Here is a 17,560-nt window from a genome sequence, read left to right on the forward strand (position 1 = left end):
ATATAAGTGCAGGAGAAGATTAATATGGAAGAAATGATTAGAATTTATTTAGATAGTAATGATGATTATAAAAATTATATAAACCACATTTTTAAATATGTTAAAAATATCGAATTTGTTATTTTAAATGATAGTTATATTTTTAGCCCAATTATTATGGAATATTTGAAGAAAAATAACGTGAGAGCAAAAAATGTAAGTTCTTGGATGGGAACTAAGTCAGGATCTAGAGAAAATCTATTGTATCGTTTTGATTCAAATTCTGAATTTAAAAATATTTTGTTGAAATTGGAAAATTTTTTTATTATTAATAAAAAGGAAATTTCAAAAAATACTTATAGTTGTACTATAGAGGATACTGATTGGGGACACGCTGATATTGCTTTTTTTGATGAAAATAACGAAGTAATATCTTACGTTACGGCCCATGAAGGAGATATATTGGTAAATGAGAAATATATTTATGATTTTTCTCAGTTTATCTTAGATAAGAATGTATCATATTATTTTGGCTTATGAATAAAATTAGATTAGTAGAGACTATTTCAGGAGAAAAATATGGGAATTAGATATAGAAAAAGTATAAATCTTGGCAAGGGATTTAGGATAAATATGAGTAAGACTGGACCTGGATTTTCTTGGGGAGGCAAGGGTTTTAGGATTACACGTACTGCCAATGGCAATATAAGAGGATCAGCTTACATACCGGGAACTGGGATTGGCTACCAAAAAGATTTTGGAAATCCCCACAAAAAAATATCTGGCAATAAAAATAAACCTGCTAAAAGTAATAGTGAATCCAAAGACTCTATCTTTTATAAAAGTGATATAGGCAGTATCCATTCATCAGACATGGCAGATGTGCTTGCAGCAACTAATAAAAACCGCACCTATAAATATACGGCCATTGCTCTTATAATAATTGGTCTACTTTTAATAATTGTAAATCCTCTTTTTGCAATTTTGGCAGTTTTGGGGGTTATTTTGGCTATTTATAACAAAAATAATCAAACCATTAGCCTAGATTACGAATTAAGCGAGGATGCCAAAGAAGAACTTGAAGTAACCAATAATTTACTAGCAGGTATTATGGAATCAGATGCTGTGTGGCTGGTAAATGAGCTAGAAGAAGCTAGGGCTGGTGATGAAGAGCGAATGAGAATTATCGATCGCACACCAATTAATTTTTATAAGGGGACAGATGAAGCCATAGAGGCAAATGTAGATACCTACACCCTAGATGCAGGGAAGCTTAAGCTGATATTTTTACCAGATGCTATTTTTATCAAGCAAAATGGTAAGCTAGCTGCAGTAAGCTTTAAAGAAATAGATATAAATCTTGCAACAGCCTTATTTTTAGAAGATAGCAAAATTCCAAATGATGCTACAGTCCTAGGTAAAACCTATGCCCACACCAACAAGGATGGCAGTCCAGATAAAAGATATAAGGACAATCCCGAAATGACTTTAGTAGAATATGGAGTTCTTTCTATATTTAATCACCCTGGTCTAGAGCTTTTAATTGTATTTTCAGATACAGTTTTGGATGGAGAATAAATTTGAATTTATATTTGAAATCAGTAGCAGTAGGGATAAATTGATCAGACCGTCTACGAAGTAGGCACAAACTACAATTTCACTATTCTTTGTGTTAAATGGATTGGTTTCAATATATTAGAGTCTACTTTACTAAATAAGAAGCTAGGCTATTACAATAAAAATAAAAAGTAAAGCAAAATCAAGAAACAAAACTTAATTTCTATGTAGGAGATATTTTTCTTTCACCAATAAATATTTGAACTATTTATTTGAATACCTAAATTAATAAATTTAATTGATAAAAATCGAGTTTTTCTTTTTTTATCTAAAGAATAGAATAGTGTATAAGTTACTATCCCCATACTGGTAACAGGAAGGGGGTGTGTCCAGCATGAAGGATCTACTCATAGACCTACTCTATTCTTTGACAGTTTCTATCATGGCAGGTGTACTTAGTCCCTACATCTGCAAATGGTTAGATGGAAGCGATGATAAAGATAGTAACTAGCCTAATAAAAAAAGACTGGAGCGGCAACTCCAGTCTTTTTGTGTGTCCAACATAATTGAACTCTATTCTTTTAGTCACTCACATTATACTAACATTAATGTTATATTACAAGATAGATTGGTATCTTACAATGGTTATTTGATATAATTAAGCTAATACATAAGTTTAAAGCTATTAGATAATAGTTTTTTAAATAGTTCTAGAGCTAATAAAGATAATGCTAAAACAGAGCTTGTATAGAAAGTTAATTAATAACCTAAAATTCCTGAAGCTAAAGAAAAAATAAACCAATATAAGATGATAAACTGACAGAAGATCTTAAAAACGTGGATTAGATTTCAGTATTTATGCAAATAGTTATTCTCTTTTAATCGATTAAGTGTGTTAGATTAATAATTAAATATTATAAATCTAACAAACTGGGTAGATACTTTTATGTAGAACAATTTAATAGTTACTGGAATATAACGAAAGGAGAAAGTTTTGGAAAGAAAGAAAAATTTTAGTTTAAAACTTATGTCATTGCTCATGTCAATTGTATTCGTATTTGAATTCATTGTGTTAGCATTGCCTTCTACATCAAGAGCAGACTCTGAAGAATCAGTTATTAAAGAAAGTGGAGTTTCATATGAAGAGTCATCAAATTTACCACACGCAAATTTGTATAACGATCGTGTAATAAATAATAAAGATGGCGTACAGATGTATAGTCTAACCCGCCCTAATAGTATTGAAGATTATAAAAAATTAGGATATAGCAATTTTCAATATAGTGACTGGTCTGGTGATAAATATGTTTTAAGTACAAGAGCAAAAAGAGTAGGAAAAGCTATTGTAACTGGTGCGTTATCACGTATAATACCAAGCGCACAAGTAAGGGATTTAATGCAAGTATATTCAATAGCTAGCGCAACTATTCCTCAGGATGCAGATGTTTGGATAACAGTAAATGCAAGAAACATTATGGCCCATACTCCAAAACCAGACAGTTATGAAGTGCTTATAGGGGAAGAAAGTATAGTAAAATATTATTCAGATCCAGACCTAACTAAGTTAGAAAAAACAGTACACAGGACTAATTTTGTAGGTTAGTAATTAATCTTTGACCAGAGTTATAATTTTTACTATATAATTCTGGTCAAGGCTAATTTTATACTCTGTTTATCATTTCTTATTTTCTTTATAATCAAGATAAGATAAACCAAAAATAGGAAGTGCAAGCATCCACATAAAATATGGGTAATATTTATAAGAATCCGAAACTAAAAACTCAAATAATATATATATTACAAGAATAACCGAGTGAGTAATGAGAAGTTTTTTTCTATTATTATTCATTTTATCCTCCCTGACTTCTTTTTTTATTACTTTAGAATAAACAATTCAACATCATTATATTAATAATACCCGTTTGTTAAGAACAAGACTCAACTATTTCATACGATAGCATTATTTTAAAATTCGATCCTGTAATTGAACTTAAGGAAAAATCTTTACAAGGAGAATTAACCAAAGAAAATCTAATGGAAGTTACTCTGCATCAGAAAAACCAGAGGATTTTGAGATAATAAATTCTTAAGGTTAATTAATTTACACAATAAAATGAGACTTAGGAATAAATCGAAGACTCAAACTTTCTACAAAAAAGTTAGAAATTATATTCTTACCTTTTTTTAGTATTTAAATCGCGTGATTTCAATATATAAAAATTTAAATATAATAAAAAATAGGCAAATTATCCTATACAGGAATCAAAAATATAAATACAAGGAGATTTTGTTAAGGGTGCATAAAAATTTAGATTAAAAGAATCATCATTCTTATAATGATATGTACATAGCTTTTGACCGATATATTACTTAATTGAAGAAGGTTATTAACATGATAAAAAATCTAAATTAAGAAAATTTAGTATTATATGCTGAATGTAAAAATACATATATAGAAAATCAAATTGTTATATATCTAGTATTTTCAGATACTGTTTTGGATGGTAAATAATATTTTTTTTAAAACAATAGCCTAGCTATTGTTTTTTATTTTCAAAAAAACAATTTTTTCTGAAGCTACTTTCAAAGATAAAATTAAATAGTGTAAGGAAAACAGGAAAATGTTACCAAAAGGGTGCTATCTTGAAAGTAATTTCTAATTAGTGATTAAATATTGAAATATAATTCAGAACAGGATATAGTTTTCCTAAAGATGGAGGTTAGAATAATGGAAAACAAGAAAGTAGAAGCTATAAAGGGAAAGTTAATAGTTTCTTGCCAGGCCTTACCTGAGGAGCCTCTCCATTCTTCATTTATTATGGGAAGAATGGCAAGAGCTGCAAAAGTAGGTGGGGCAAGTGGTATCAGAGCAAATACTGCAGCAGATATAAAAGAAATACAAAAAGAAGTGGATTTACCTATTATAGGGATTGTCAAAAAAGATTATGATGATTCGAAAGTTTACATAACTCCAACTATGGAGGAAATCGATGAGCTAACAGCAACTGGAGTTGATATCATAGCCCTAGATGCTACAAGTGATTTAAGACCAAATAGCAAAACATTGGATGAATTTTTTAAAGAAATCAAAGAAAAATATCCAGATCAAATGCTAATGGCAGACTGCTCGACAGTAGAAGAAGCACTCTATGCAGATGAATTAGGTTTTGATTTTATAGGAACAACCCTAGTTGGCTATACTGACCAATCAAAGGGAGATAAGATTGAGGCTAATGACTTTGAAATTTTAAGAAAAATAATTGAAAAGGCAAATGGCAAAGTCATAGCTGAAGGTAATATAAATACTCCAGAAAAGGCAAAAAGAGTAATAGAGCTTGGTGCTTACAGTGTGGTTGTAGGATCAATAATAACTAGACCCCAAGTGATTACAAAAAACTTTGTTGAAAAACTTGCAGAAAACTAAAAAAATAAAAATTTTAATAAGGAGGAAAACGTAATTATGAGAAATTTAGAAAAATACAAAGGTGTTATCCCAGCATTTTATGCTTGCTATGATGATGAAGGAAATATCAGCCCAGAAAGGGTAAGAGATTTAACCAAATACTTTATTAAAAAAGGTGTGAAGGGTGTTTATGTAAATGGATCTTCTGGAGAATGTATCTACCAAAGTGTTGAAGATAAAAAAATCGTTTTAGAAAATGTAATGGAAGAGGCAAAAGGAAAATTAACAGTAATTGCCCATGTTGCTTGTAACAACACAAAAGATTCTATGGAACTTGCAGCTCACGCAGAAAGCCTAGGAGTAGATGCTATCGCAGCTATCCCACCAATTTATTTTAGACTACCAGAATATGCTATCGCAGAGTATTGGAATGATATTTCATCAGCAGCTCCAAATACAGATTTTGTTATCTACAATATCCCACAACTTGCAGGAGTTGCCCTAACACCAAGCTTATTTGCCGAAATGAGAAAAAATCCAAATGTAATCGGTGTAAAAAACTCATCAATGCCAGTCCAAGACATTCAAATCTTTAAACAAGATGCGGGAGAAGATTATATTATCTTCAACGGTCCAGATGAACAATTTATTTCAGGAAGATTAATCGGTGCCGAAGCAGGTATAGGTGGAACTTATGGAGCTATGCCAGAATTATTCTTAAAAATGAATGAATATTTTGAAAATAGCGATTTAGACCAAGCTCGCAGTATCCAATATGACATAAATTCAATAATTTATAAAATGGTTTCAGGTCATGGCAATATGTATGCAGTTATAAAAGCTATTTTAAGAGAAAACGAAGATCTAGATATAGGATCTGTTAGAAAACCACTAGCTGAATTAAATGATGAAGATGAAAAAATTGTAAAAGAAGCTGCTAAGATGATAAGAGATGCAAAAGAAAAATATCTTGGCTAAGTAGGAGAAAAGTATGCAGGGTTTTACAACAATTGACTTAATAATACTGATAGTTTATCTTGGTGCAGTACTTTTTGCAGGACTTCATTTCTCAAAAAAAGAAATGACAGGTAAGGAATATTTTAGAGGTGATGGATCTATCCCTTGGTGGGTAACATCTGTTTCTATCTTTGCAACCTTACTTAGCCCTATTTCCTTTTTGTCCCTTGCTGGAAACTCCTACGCAGGAACATGGATAATGTGGTTTGCCCAACTGGGTATGCTAATTGCTATACCATTTACCATAAAATTCTTTTTGCCAATTTATGCAAAATTAGATATAGATACAGCATACCAATATCTAGAAATAAGATATAAATCTAAGGGCCTTAGAGTCCTTGGGGCAATTATGTTTATCATCTATCAAATTGGTAGGATGTCTATCATTATGTATCTACCATGCATGGTTTTATCTAGCCTTATGGGCATAAATGTAGATATTCTTATAATTATCATGGGAGTAATAGCAATTATTTATTCCTACTCAGGTGGTCTTAAATCTGTTTTGTGGACTGACTTTATCCAAGGATCAGTTTTACTAATTGGTGTTATTTTTGGTCTAATCTACCTTATCAGTAATATAAATGGTGGAATGGGTGCTATTAACCAAGAATTATTTGCTAACCACAAATTTTTAGCAGCAGACCAACCAATTTTTGATGCAAATATCCTAAGAGATAGTGTCTTTTTACTAATTGTAGGAGCTGGTATAAATACAATAGGTTCTTATGTATCAAGCCAAGATATAGTACAAAGATTTACAACAACAAATGATCCTAAACAACTTAGAAAAATGATGATTGGTAATGGTTGCCTATCAATATTTATAGCTACTGTGTTTTACCTAATAGGTACAGGACTATATGTATTCTACCAAGTCCAAGGTAATCCACTACCACCAAATGCCCAACAAGACCAAATTTTTGCATCATGGATAGCCTATGAGCTACCAGTTGGGGTTACAGGTTTACTACTTGCAGCAATTTATGCAGCAGCCCAATCAACCCTATCCACAGGACTTAACTCAGTTGCATCAAGCTGGGCTTTAGATATCCAATCAACTTTAAATAAAAAAGACATGACCTTTGAAAAACAAACTAAAATTGGCCAAAGAGTTTCTTTAGTAGTAGGTATTTTTGCAATAATTGTTTCAATATTATTAGCCCACGGTGGAGTAAAATCAGCCTACGAATGGTTTAACGGCTTTATGGGATTAGTTTTAGGAATCCTAGTTGGAATCTTTATCCTAGGTGCCTTTACAAAAGTTGCCAATAAATTTGGAGCAAGCCTTGCCTTTGCGGTAGCTGCCCTTGTAATGGTTTATATAAAATATTTTGTAGATCCAGCCAAAGTATCATTCTGGTCATACTCAATTATTTCTATAGCAGTGTCATTAGTAGTTGGAGTAATTGGATCTATAATTTATAATAAGGTTAAGGGTATAAAAGATATACCACCAGTAAACTCAACAATTTATAATCAACAATAGGAGAAAATTATGATATTTGGAAATATTACAAATCTAGAAGAATATGCTTACTTAGAAGATAAAATCAAAGCGTGCTTTGACTATTACGAAGAAAATGATATGGAAAACATGGAAGCAGGTATCCACAAAATCGATGGCGATGAATTTTTTGTAAACATAGTAGAATATGATACAACAACACCAGAAAATAGATTTTGGGAAGCTCACAAAGAATACCTAGACCTTCACCTCATGCTTTTAGGTGAAGAAAGAATTGACTTAAACTTTTTAAAAGACATGGACCTAGGTGACTATGATAAAGAAAAAGACTTTCAAGCAGCAGAAGGTGAGAGAAATTCATCAGTAGATTTAAAAATAGGAGACTTTTTAGTTTGCTATCCAAATGATGTTCATATGACAGCCTTACAAATAGATGATCCAGTATATACTAAAAAAGCAATATTTAAAATCAAAATTTAATTAAAAAGGGCATAAGGCAAGAAGTCTTATGCCTTTTTAAAACTAAAACTTAGGAGTGATTATGAAACAATATATCAGTATAGATATAGGCGGGACCTTTATAAAATATGGTCTGATAAATAAAAATGGAGAGATTTTAGAAAAACACGAGCTTGCCACAGAAGCTAGTAAGGGTGGTGAGCAAATCTTAGAAAAAACCTTAAAAATTGTGGGAGACTATAAGGAAAATCATCAAGTAGAAGGAGTTGCCATATCTACTGCAGGTATGGTTGATACAAAAAATGGCTCTATCCGCTATGCCTCAGAACTTATCCCAGGTTATACAGGAATAAATTTTAAAGACCCTATCAAAGAAAGATTTAATCTAGCTTGTACTGTAGAAAATGATGTAAATTGCGCTGGTCTTGCAGAATATAAATCAGGAGCTGGAAAAAATAGTGAGATCGCCCTTATCCTTACCATAGGAACAGGAATAGGAGGTTGTGCTATAATAAATGGAGAAGTTTACCATGGAGTTTCTGGATCTGCTATGGAAATTGGATATATGAATATGCAAAATAGCACCTTTGAGACCCTAGCCTCTGCAAAAGCCTTAGTAGAAAAAGTTGCTGATTTAAAAGGTGAGAATGTAGAAGATTGGAATGGTAAGAAAATATTTGACCTAGCTAAAGGTGGAGATGAGATGTGCATAAAAGCCATTGATGAAATGTGCGACGTGCTAGCAAGAGGCATAGCAAATATAGTCTATGTCTTAAACCCAGATACAGTTATCCTAGGCGGTGGAATTATGGCTCAAGAAGAATATTTGTATGAAAAAATAGATAACAATCTAGAAAAATATTTACAAAAACCACTTTATGATGCAATAAGTCTAAAATTTGCTAGTAATCAAAATGCAGCAGGCATGCTAGGAGCCTTTTATAATTTTAAAAACCAAGAAGCCAAAAATTAAGGGAATTTTATGGCTTATTATGTAAAATCAGTAATTGAAACCATAGAATCTAACTACGAAAATTTCACGCCTACTGAAAAAAATATTGCGGACTTTTTTATCCATAATGACCAAAAAAGAGATTTTTCTGGTAAAAAACTTGCAGAAGAACTTTTTGTATCAGAAGCTTCCCTGTCTCGTTTTGCCCAAAAGTGTGGTTTTAGAGGGTATAGAGAATTCATTTACGAATACAAGCAAAAATTTGTGGAAAAGCAAGATGAAATTACTAATAATGTCAGCCAAGTTTTAGAAACTTATCAAGAACTTTTAAACAAAACCTATTCACTTATAGATGAAAACCAGCTGAAAAGAGTTATAGATTATTTAAACAAAGCCCAAAAAGTTTTTGTATGTGGAAAGGGATCATCGGGTCTTGCAGCCAATGAAATGGAAACAAGGTTTATGAGAATAGGGGTAAATATAGATTCCATAACTGATGCTGATCAAATGAAAATGCGAGCCGTTTTTCATAATGAAGAAAGCCTAGTCATAGGCCTAAGTATTAGCGGAGAAACCAAGGAAGTCCTATACTTTTTAAAAGAAGCCCACAATAAAAATGCAAAAACAGTTTTAATAACCTCTCAAAATAGAGATGAGCTAAGGTCTTATTGCGATGAAATAATCCTAGTCCCATCCCTCAAACATTTAAACTACGGCAATGTCATAAGTCCCCAATTTCCCTTATCGGTAATGGTAGATTTACTTTATTCATTTTTTGTGGATGAGGATAAAAATCTTAAGGAAAAGATGCATGATGATACCCTAAGGGCCCTCGGCAATGGGCACTAAAAGAGAAATAAAAAATCATTCCAAATTGTGGAATGATTTTTTAAATTAGATATTATATTTTTGGTAGGTTATTTTTTGCCTAAAATCGTTGGGATTTATAGCATAGATTTTTTTAAAATTCCTATAAAAAGTTTTTGTTGTATTAAAACCTACTTTGTAGGCTATGACAGAGATTAAGTCATCTGTTTGCAGCAAGAGTTTGGCTGCATTTATCACTCTGACATAGTTGATATAATCATCAAAACTCCTGCCTACATAAAATTTTAAAGACTTATTTAATTGGTTTTGACTTATAGCAAATTGTTGGCAAATATCGTCTATTTTTAAATCTTGATAGTAGTTATTTATTAGATTATCAACTATATTTTCCATTTTTTCATAGCCAACCACCGAGTCATATGTATCTATGGTATGGTAGGAATTTTTGTAATCCTTAGAATTAAGACCTGTTTTTGCCTTAAAAAATTTAGAAAGGTGGGAGGCATCTTTAAAGCCTAGGATAACAGAAAGTTCTTGCAAACTTTTTTCAGAAAAGTTGAGGTAGCCCATAAGTTTAGTAAGTTTCATAAGTGAGGTAAGGTCGGTAAAGGATAGGCCAGTTTCTTCTTTGATGTACTTTGAAATATTTGAGTCTGAAATATAAAAGGTGGTTGCTAGGCTTTTTAAAGTAATTTTTTCATCCAAATGGGCCCAGATGTAGTGAAATATTTCTATTTTATTATTGTTTTGGAGTTTTTTTTTACCCTTGTCAGTTAGTTTTTCAAATAAAATAGCAAGTTCCATAAGTTTTATATAAATCATTTGATTGGCATAGGCCTTGCCATTATTAAAGGAGCGAAACTCATCTTTTAGGATTTGGATGATATTTTCTACCATTTTTCTTTCATCATCATTTAAAATAACATAGGTATTTTCAGATATAGCAGTAGTGATTTGAGCAGTAGATCCAAATACTTCGTTAGTTTTTTTAAGTATGATATTTATAAGCTCAATATCTACTACCACAATATCTAGGTCTATTGGTTCTATAATTTGTATAATTTGTGTGTAGTACCATGGCAATATCCCTACAAGCATTCCTTCTTTTAGGGTATAGTTTTCCCCTTGGATATTAAAAATAGCCTTGCCACTTTTTATATACCAAAATCTGGCATTGGTATGAAGCAAAGGATCTGTTTCTTTGCTGCAAATCTCACTTCCTATATCTATTAGAACTGATTGGCTAAAGTCAGTTTGAAAATATGTTGACTCATCTTGGATATTGGTATGATCTTTGATATTAATCCCTCCCTTTTACCTCTTATCGCTCTAATTATAACATAATTTGGCCCATTAAAGTACAAAAAATTTTAAAAAAATAAATCCTTTAAGGCTATGAAAACATTTGCATTAATTTTACAATAATTTTTAACTTAGATGTCCCTCAGTTGATTACGATTATGATATACTTTTATCAAGATGATGGTTTGTAAATATTTATAAGTCATATCGAACTTATAAAAAAGGAGAAAATTATGTTAGATACATTATCACGCTTTACTGATTGGTTGTGGAGCTGGCCTTTATTAGTCCTATTAATGGGCGGCGGTTTGCTTATATCTATCAGAACAGGATTTTTCCAATTGCGCCATTTTGGATACATAATGGGCCAAACTTTTGGAAAAATGTTTTCCAAAGAAAATCAAGGTGACGGTACAGTTTCCGCTTTCCAAGCTATGACAACCGCACTGGCTTCATCAATTGGAGCTGCAAATATCGTAGTAGCACCAACAATTATTTTTATAGCAGGTCCTGGTGCAATCTTTTGGATGTGGATAGCAGCAATCATCGGTCAGGCAACAAAGTTCTCAGAAGTTGCTCTTTCTATCAAATACAGAGAGCTAAACTCTGAAGGAGAGTACGTTGGTGGATGTTCATACATGCTTAAAAATGGTCTAAAAGGCAATCTTGGTAAAGTACTAGGTTCCCTTGCAGCATTTTTCTTTATGATAGAAATCCTTCCATCAATTACCCTTCAAACACTATCAGCGGTTAACCCAATCCAAAGTGTATTTAAACCACTTGCAGTAGATGAACTTACAGCTAAAAGAATTGCTATTATTGGTATTTTTATTTTAGTTTCTATAGTTGTATTTGGTGGAGTAAAACAAATTGGTAAGGTAACAGAAAAACTAGTTCCAATCATGGCAGCTTTTTATATTATCTGTGGATTACTTATAATAATCATGCACATAGGTGATGTTCCAGCAGCTTTTGGTTATATATTTAAAGGAGCATTTAATCCTAAAGCAGCTATGGGTGGTGTAGCAGGTGTAACAATTTCAAAAGTAATATCCCAAGGGGTAGCTCGTGGAGTATACTCAAACGAGGCTGGTATGGGTTCTGCAGGTTATGGACACGCTGCAGCTACAACAGACCACCCAGCTAGACAAGGTCTATGGGGAGTTTTTGAAGTATTTGCAGACACTATTATAGTTTGTACAATTTCTTCTCTAGTAGTAATCCTTACAGGAGTATGGCAACCAGGTATGAGTGAAGCTGACATGGCAGCAGTAAGATCAATAGCTGTAGAAAGATCATTTAACACCTTATTTGGTCAATGGGGTTCAATAATCATCTCAATTTGCTTATTCCTGTTCGTATTATCAACAATCATAGTAATCGTATTTTACTGTGAAAAACAAGCTGAGTACCTATTTGGTACAAAAGTTGGTAAAGTTATGAGAATAGTTGCATCCCTTATGATACTTGCTGCATTATTTGTATCATTTGACAATGCAGGAGTATTCCTTGACTTTACATTAGGACTTGTAGTAATACCAAACTTGATTGGTCTTATAATGATGAGTGGTGAAGTTAAAGAAATAGCTGATGACTTCTTTAAATCAGATAAGTACTACAGACTAGATACTGGAAAAGTAAAAGCACCAGCTAGACCTACAGATGAAACTGTAAGAAAATCAACTACAACAACTAACGCAACAGAAGTTCGCGAAGGTGAAACCTTAACATTTGAATCAGATGATGATTCTGTTGAAAGATAAAAAAATATTTACAAACCATTATTAAATTTCAGGAGGATACATGAAATCAATAGTAGTAGCACTAGGTGGTAACGCCCTAGGAAATAGCCCAAAAGAACAACTTGAAGCTGTAAAAGGCTCATCAAAATCATTAGCAGATATCGTAGAAACATATGATAAAGTTGCAGTAGTTCATGGAAATGGACCACAAGTAGGAGTAATAAACCTAGCTTTATCCCTTGCAGCTAAAGAAGACTCAACAATCCCAGAATTTCCATTAGTTGAATGTGTGGCAATGAGCCAAGGATATATAGGATATCACTTACAACAAGCTATCGAAAATGAATTAGCATCTCGTAATATAGATAAAAAAGTAGCAACAGTAGTAACACAAGTTGAAGTAGATCCAAAGGACCCAGCATTTGAAAATCCAACAAAACCAATCGGAAACTTCTACACAGAAGAAGAAGCAAACGAGATAACAAAAAAAGATGGATACACATTTAAAGAAGATGCAGGTCGTGGATTTAGAAGAGTAGTTCCAAGTCCAAAACCACAAAGAATCGTTGAGCTAGACACAGTTAAAAACCATCTAGACAACGATGGTGTAGTAGTTACAGGTGGTGGTGGCGGTATCCCAGTTCTAAATGAAAATGGCGAACTAAAAGGGGTAGATGCAGTAATCGATAAAGACTTTGTAGCAAGCAGAATCTCATCAGACATCGGTGCAGATACACTATTAATACTAACAGCAGTAGATTCAGTATATATAAACTTTGGCAAAGAAAACCAAGAAGAACTTCGTGAAATCACAGTAAATGAAATCAAAAAACACATCGAAGACAACCAATTCCACGCTGGATCCATGCTACCAAAAGTAGAAGCATGCATTAAATTTATCGAAGAAAATCCAGAAGGAACAGCAATCATTACATCTCTAGAAAAAGCAGCATACGCTCTATCAGGAGAAGTAGGAACAAAAATCATAAACGGCTAAGTCACCCTTGATTAAAATCAAAACATGTGGGTAACAAAATAATGTAACGTAGCTTATAAGATGCTTTAAAAGGCATTTTGTAATATATATTTGGTAATATTTTAGTAACATAAAAGGAGATATAAAATGGGAGTTAACTTAAGAGGAAGAAACCTAATGGCAATCAAAGACTTCACAGAAGATGAAGTACTTTACCTAATCCAACTATCAGAACAATTTAAAAGATTAAAACTTGCAGGTACACCACACAAATACCTAGAAGGTAAAAATATAGCACTATTATTTGAAAAAACATCAACAAGAACAAGATGTTCATTCGAAGTAGCAGGATATGACCTAGGAATGGGAGTAACATACCTAGATCCAGGTTCAAGCCAAATGGGTAAAAAAGAATCAATCGCAGATACAGCAAAAGTATTAGGTAGATTCTACGATGGTATCGAATACAGAGGATTTGACCAAGACCTAGTAGAAGAACTTGGAGCAAATGCCGGAGTACCAGTATGGAATGGTCTTACAGATAAATGGCACCCAACACAAATGATTGCAGATATGCTTACAATCAAAGAAAACTTTGGTAAACTAAGAGGCATCAACTTTGTATACATGGGCGACTGCAGAAACAACATGGGTAACTCACTAGCAGTAACATGTGCAAAACTAGGTGTAAACTTCACAGGATGCGGTCCAAAAGACCTATGGCCAGAAGAAGATGTACAACAATTAGCACGTGAATTTGCAGAAGTACACGGATCAAAAGTAAACTTTACAGAAGATGTAAAAGAAGCAACAACAGATGCTGACGTAATCTACACAGACATCTGGGTATCAATGGGAGAACCAGAAGAAGTTTGGGAACAAAGAATCGAACAACTTCACCCATACCAAGTAAACAAAGAAGTAATGAACAATGCAAAAGATACAGCAATCTTCATGCACTGCCTACCATCATTCCACGACCTAAACACAACAGTAGGTAAAGAAGTTAACGAAAAATTCGGAAACAAATACGACCTAAACGGCCAAGAAGTAACAGAAGAAGTATTCTTATCACACCAATCAAAAGTATTTGACGAAGCAGAAAACAGAATGCATACAATCAAAGCAATCATGTATGCTACACTTAAATAATTAAGATAAAAAAATAAAGTGACCTCCAAAGGCAATAGACCTTGGGGGTCTTTTTTTTGTTAACTAATATTTATAAAACTTTACACTTGTTTTACATATAATTTACACCATTGATATAAACTTAAATTAAAAAGTATAAAGGGGATTTTATGAAAAAATTACTAGCAGTAGTACTTGCAACAAGCTTAGTCCTTGGAGCAAATGAAAGTTTTGCAAGCCAAGATTTAGCAACAGAAAATAACGTTGAACTTGGGCAAACAACACAAATCTTAGAAGAATCAAGCACAGATTTAGAAAATGTAAATTTATTAGCAGCAAACAATGAAAACACAAGTCAAAATGATTTTGATATTGTCATCAACGAAATAATGACAAAAGCTCCTGATAAGGGAAAAGATTATGTAGAATTGTTAAATAAAGGAAATGGTCCAGTAGATTTAACAGGTTGGTATATTTTCGATAGCGAAGATAGGGCGGATAAAGTAATAAAACTTGATAGAATAATATTAAATCCAGGAGAAGTTTTTGTATTAGAAGAAGATACTCTCTTTGATTTTGGTCTTGGAAAAAATGATACTGTAAGATTATTCAATAAAAATGATCAGTTAATCGGAAGCTACCAATGGGAAGGCGGACACCCAAATGAAGTTTTTGCAAGAAATCCTGAGACAGGTCAAATGCAAGAAGCAAAAGCTTCAAAGGGACAAATAAACCCAATACCAGCAAAAGAAGAAGAGCAAACTCCACCAGCTGAGGATACTAACACAGTAGAATCAGCATTTAAGGGCAAAGTAGTAGTAAATGAAGTAGAATCAAAAGATCCTAGTGGTGGCAATGATTATGCAGAAATTTATAATAATACAGACCAAGCAATAGATATATCTGGTTGGTACATCCTAGACAATGACCCAAAACACAAAAAAGATTCTAAATATACAGTAAAAGAAGGAACAAGCATTCCAGCCAAAGGATTTTTCGTATTCGAAGAAAATGTAGACTTTGACTTTGGCCTAGGTGATAATGATGAAGTAAATCTTTACGATAAAGAAGATAAGTTGGTAGATAAGTTTTCATGGCAAGGCCATGCAAATGGTACATACGGTAGAATCCCAGATGGTACAGGCGAAATTGTAGATGGTAAAGCTTCAAAAGGCAGAGCCAACACTACAGAAGAAAATGTAGAAAAAGAAATAGATGTAGAAACTTTAAATTGGCCAGGAATTGATGAAGTAAAAGTGTTAGACGAAACATCAATATTTGACCTAAAAGACCTATCAGGCCTAGACAACCACGATGGTTGGATATATGGAGTAAATAACAAAGAAGGTAGATTTATCATCTTCAAAGTAGAAAATGACCAAGTGATATTTGCACCAGGATTTGATGGCAAAGGAAAATCCGTAAAATTTATAAAAGATGCCAATAATCCAAAAGCAGCAGGTCCAGACTCAGAAGGCATCACAGTAGATAATAAAGGAAGAGTTTACCTAGCAGTAGAACGCGACAACGGCGATAAAAATGTAAACAAAAACATGATACTTCAAGTAGCAGATCCATTTAAAGATGCAAAAGAAATGGTAGCAGACAGAGAATGGAACATCACAGAATTATTGCCAGATGTAGGAGCAAACCTAGGCATAGAAACCATTGAGTGGGTAAGCTTTGATAATCTAAACGGATTATTATATGACCAAAAAAACAACAAAGCCCTAGACAAAAACGACTATCCAAAGGCCTACGCAGACGGAATATTCTTTGTAGGTATGGAAGCAAATGGCCATGTATACGCCCTAGTACTTGAAGAAAATGGAAAAGCAGAAGTCATATCAGAAATCCAAACAGGACTAGGTGGAGTAATGAGCATGGACTTTGATACAGAAAACAACGTGCTTTGGGCAAACGCAGACAATGACTACAACAATATCCACAATATAATCCAATTTAATGGAAGCAAAGATCCAAAAATTGTCCACGTAACAGCACCAAAAGATATGAATATCGACCTAAACAACGAAGGATTTATGATAGATCCAAAAGCATCAGCAGATGGACTAAGATCAACCTACTGGTTTATGGACGGAGAAAACACCAAAGCCTTTAGAAAAAGCGCCATAAAAGCAGATTACATGAAAGACCTAGGGCTTACAAAAATCCCAGGCAAAGAAAGCCCAAAAAAAGACCAAGGCAAAAAGCCAATCATAGACAATATAACAATAGTAATCCCACCAACACTAAAAATAGAAGATAAAAAAGAAATCGAAATCCACTACAACAAAGAATTGCCACAAATAAAACAAAGCAAAAACGAACCATACGCAGAAAAAATCACAGACGAGATAATCTATGTATCAAATGGCTACAAATCAATAAAAGAAGGCTATTACTACAAAAAAGACCTACTAGCAAAATACAACAAACTAAAAGCATCAGTAGAAAAAAACCGCACAACAGCAAGAGCAATCCAAATCCTAAAAGATATTGCACCAAATATAGCAGAAAAAAACAAAGAAACAATAGCAAAACTTCTAGAAACATCACAAAAACTGCAAGAAAAAAGCCAAAAAGCCTTAGAAGAGATGGATATAATCTTAGCTGAAAAATAAGTGATAGAAAAAGGACAAAGAAAACCTCGGGAAGAATCCTGGGGTTTTTCTATATATAAGTAGAAGCTCTGTTTTAAGGAGAATTGTTTTTTACAAATACTCTGGCCTTCGGTAGCTACTTT

The 17,560-nt window shown here is 32.9% G+C and carries 15 protein-coding genes; 13 read left to right on the top strand and 2 right to left on the bottom strand.

Going from position 1 to position 17,560, the window contains the following annotated elements; all coding sequences use genetic code 11:
* Positions 1 to 24: 24 nt before the first annotated feature.
* The 3 genes from ACCQ40_RS02080 (at position 25) to ACCQ40_RS02090 (ending at position 3,139) form a co-directional block, all read left to right on the top strand.
* Positions 25 to 519 (top strand): hypothetical protein, encoded by a 495-nt coding sequence (locus tag ACCQ40_RS02080; protein ID WP_394019415.1) that lies wholly within the window; start codon positions 25 to 27, stop codon positions 517 to 519.
* A 39-nt stretch (positions 520 to 558) separates the two neighbouring features.
* Positions 559 to 1,557: a DUF4236 domain-containing protein gene (locus tag ACCQ40_RS02085; RefSeq protein ID WP_394019413.1), complete on the top strand. Its 999-nt coding sequence runs from the start codon at positions 559 to 561 to the stop codon at positions 1,555 to 1,557.
* Between the two features lie 973 nt (positions 1,558 to 2,530).
* A complete protein-coding gene (locus ACCQ40_RS02090; RefSeq protein ID WP_410032402.1) occupies positions 2,531 to 3,139 on the top strand; it encodes a hypothetical protein in 609 nt (202 codons plus the stop codon).
* A gap of 72 nt (positions 3,140 to 3,211) precedes the next feature.
* Here ACCQ40_RS02090 and ACCQ40_RS02095 read toward each other — a convergent pair whose 3' ends face one another.
* Positions 3,212 to 3,385: a hypothetical protein gene (locus ACCQ40_RS02095; RefSeq protein ID WP_394019409.1), complete on the bottom strand. Its 174-nt coding sequence runs from the start codon at positions 3,383 to 3,385 to the stop codon at positions 3,212 to 3,214.
* 879 nt (positions 3,386 to 4,264) lie between these two features.
* On the opposite strand from ACCQ40_RS02095, the gene ACCQ40_RS02100 reads away from it, so the two are divergent.
* The 6 genes from ACCQ40_RS02100 to ACCQ40_RS02125 all read left to right on the top strand — a co-directional run bounded on the left by ACCQ40_RS02100 (position 4,265) and on the right by ACCQ40_RS02125 (position 9,684).
* Positions 4,265 to 4,960 carry an N-acetylmannosamine-6-phosphate 2-epimerase gene (locus tag ACCQ40_RS02100; protein WP_410032403.1) on the top strand — a complete coding sequence of 232 codons (696 nt, stop codon included), beginning with the start codon at positions 4,265 to 4,267 and terminating at the stop codon, positions 4,958 to 4,960.
* Between the two features lie 36 nt (positions 4,961 to 4,996).
* Positions 4,997 to 5,917 carry a dihydrodipicolinate synthase family protein gene (locus ACCQ40_RS02105; RefSeq protein WP_394010825.1) on the top strand — a complete coding sequence of 307 codons (921 nt, stop codon included), beginning with the start codon at positions 4,997 to 4,999 and terminating at the stop codon, positions 5,915 to 5,917.
* A 13-nt stretch (positions 5,918 to 5,930) separates the two neighbouring features.
* Positions 5,931 to 7,445 carry a sodium:solute symporter family protein gene (locus ACCQ40_RS02110; protein ID WP_410032405.1) on the top strand — a complete coding sequence of 505 codons (1,515 nt, stop codon included), beginning with the start codon at positions 5,931 to 5,933 and terminating at the stop codon, positions 7,443 to 7,445.
* A 9-nt stretch (positions 7,446 to 7,454) separates the two neighbouring features.
* Positions 7,455 to 7,904, top strand: a complete 450-nt coding sequence (locus ACCQ40_RS02115) for a NanQ anomerase/TabA/YiaL family protein (protein ID WP_410032406.1) — start codon at positions 7,455 to 7,457, stop codon at positions 7,902 to 7,904.
* A 61-nt stretch (positions 7,905 to 7,965) separates the two neighbouring features.
* Entirely contained in the window at positions 7,966 to 8,856 is an 891-nt protein-coding gene (locus ACCQ40_RS02120) for an ROK family protein (RefSeq protein ID WP_410032407.1), read from the top strand.
* 9 nt (positions 8,857 to 8,865) lie between these two features.
* Positions 8,866 to 9,684 (top strand): MurR/RpiR family transcriptional regulator, encoded by an 819-nt coding sequence (locus tag ACCQ40_RS02125; RefSeq protein ID WP_410032408.1) that lies wholly within the window; start codon positions 8,866 to 8,868, stop codon positions 9,682 to 9,684.
* 45 nt (positions 9,685 to 9,729) lie between these two features.
* Here ACCQ40_RS02125 and ACCQ40_RS02130 read toward each other — a convergent pair whose 3' ends face one another.
* Positions 9,730 to 10,851, bottom strand: coding sequence for a helix-turn-helix transcriptional regulator (locus tag ACCQ40_RS02130; protein ID WP_410032409.1), 1,122 nt, complete (start codon positions 10,849 to 10,851; stop codon positions 9,730 to 9,732).
* Between the two features lie 347 nt (positions 10,852 to 11,198).
* On the opposite strand from ACCQ40_RS02130, the gene ACCQ40_RS02135 reads away from it, so the two are divergent.
* The 4 genes from ACCQ40_RS02135 to ACCQ40_RS02150 all read left to right on the top strand — a co-directional run bounded on the left by ACCQ40_RS02135 (position 11,199) and on the right by ACCQ40_RS02150 (position 17,438).
* Positions 11,199 to 12,728 carry an alanine/glycine:cation symporter family protein gene (locus tag ACCQ40_RS02135; RefSeq protein WP_410032410.1) on the top strand — a complete coding sequence of 510 codons (1,530 nt, stop codon included), beginning with the start codon at positions 11,199 to 11,201 and terminating at the stop codon, positions 12,726 to 12,728.
* A gap of 40 nt (positions 12,729 to 12,768) precedes the next feature.
* The gene (arcC, locus tag ACCQ40_RS02140) at positions 12,769 to 13,704 is read left to right on the top strand and encodes a carbamate kinase (RefSeq protein ID WP_410032411.1); all 936 of its coding nucleotides are present in this window, start codon (positions 12,769 to 12,771) and stop codon (positions 13,702 to 13,704) included.
* Positions 13,705 to 13,830: 126 nt separating this feature from the next.
* Positions 13,831 to 14,835 carry an ornithine carbamoyltransferase gene (gene argF, locus ACCQ40_RS02145; RefSeq protein ID WP_410032412.1) on the top strand — a complete coding sequence of 335 codons (1,005 nt, stop codon included), beginning with the start codon at positions 13,831 to 13,833 and terminating at the stop codon, positions 14,833 to 14,835.
* 149 nt (positions 14,836 to 14,984) lie between these two features.
* On the top strand, positions 14,985 to 17,438 hold the full coding sequence (locus ACCQ40_RS02150) for a lamin tail domain-containing protein (protein ID WP_410032413.1): 2,454 nt from the start codon (positions 14,985 to 14,987) through the stop codon (positions 17,436 to 17,438).
* Positions 17,439 to 17,560: the final 122 nt, after the last annotated feature.

Origin of the sequence: Anaerococcus cruorum (assembly GCF_046365495.1) — a bacterium.
Lineage (GTDB): Bacteria > Bacillota > Clostridia > Tissierellales > Peptoniphilaceae > Anaerococcus > Anaerococcus cruorum.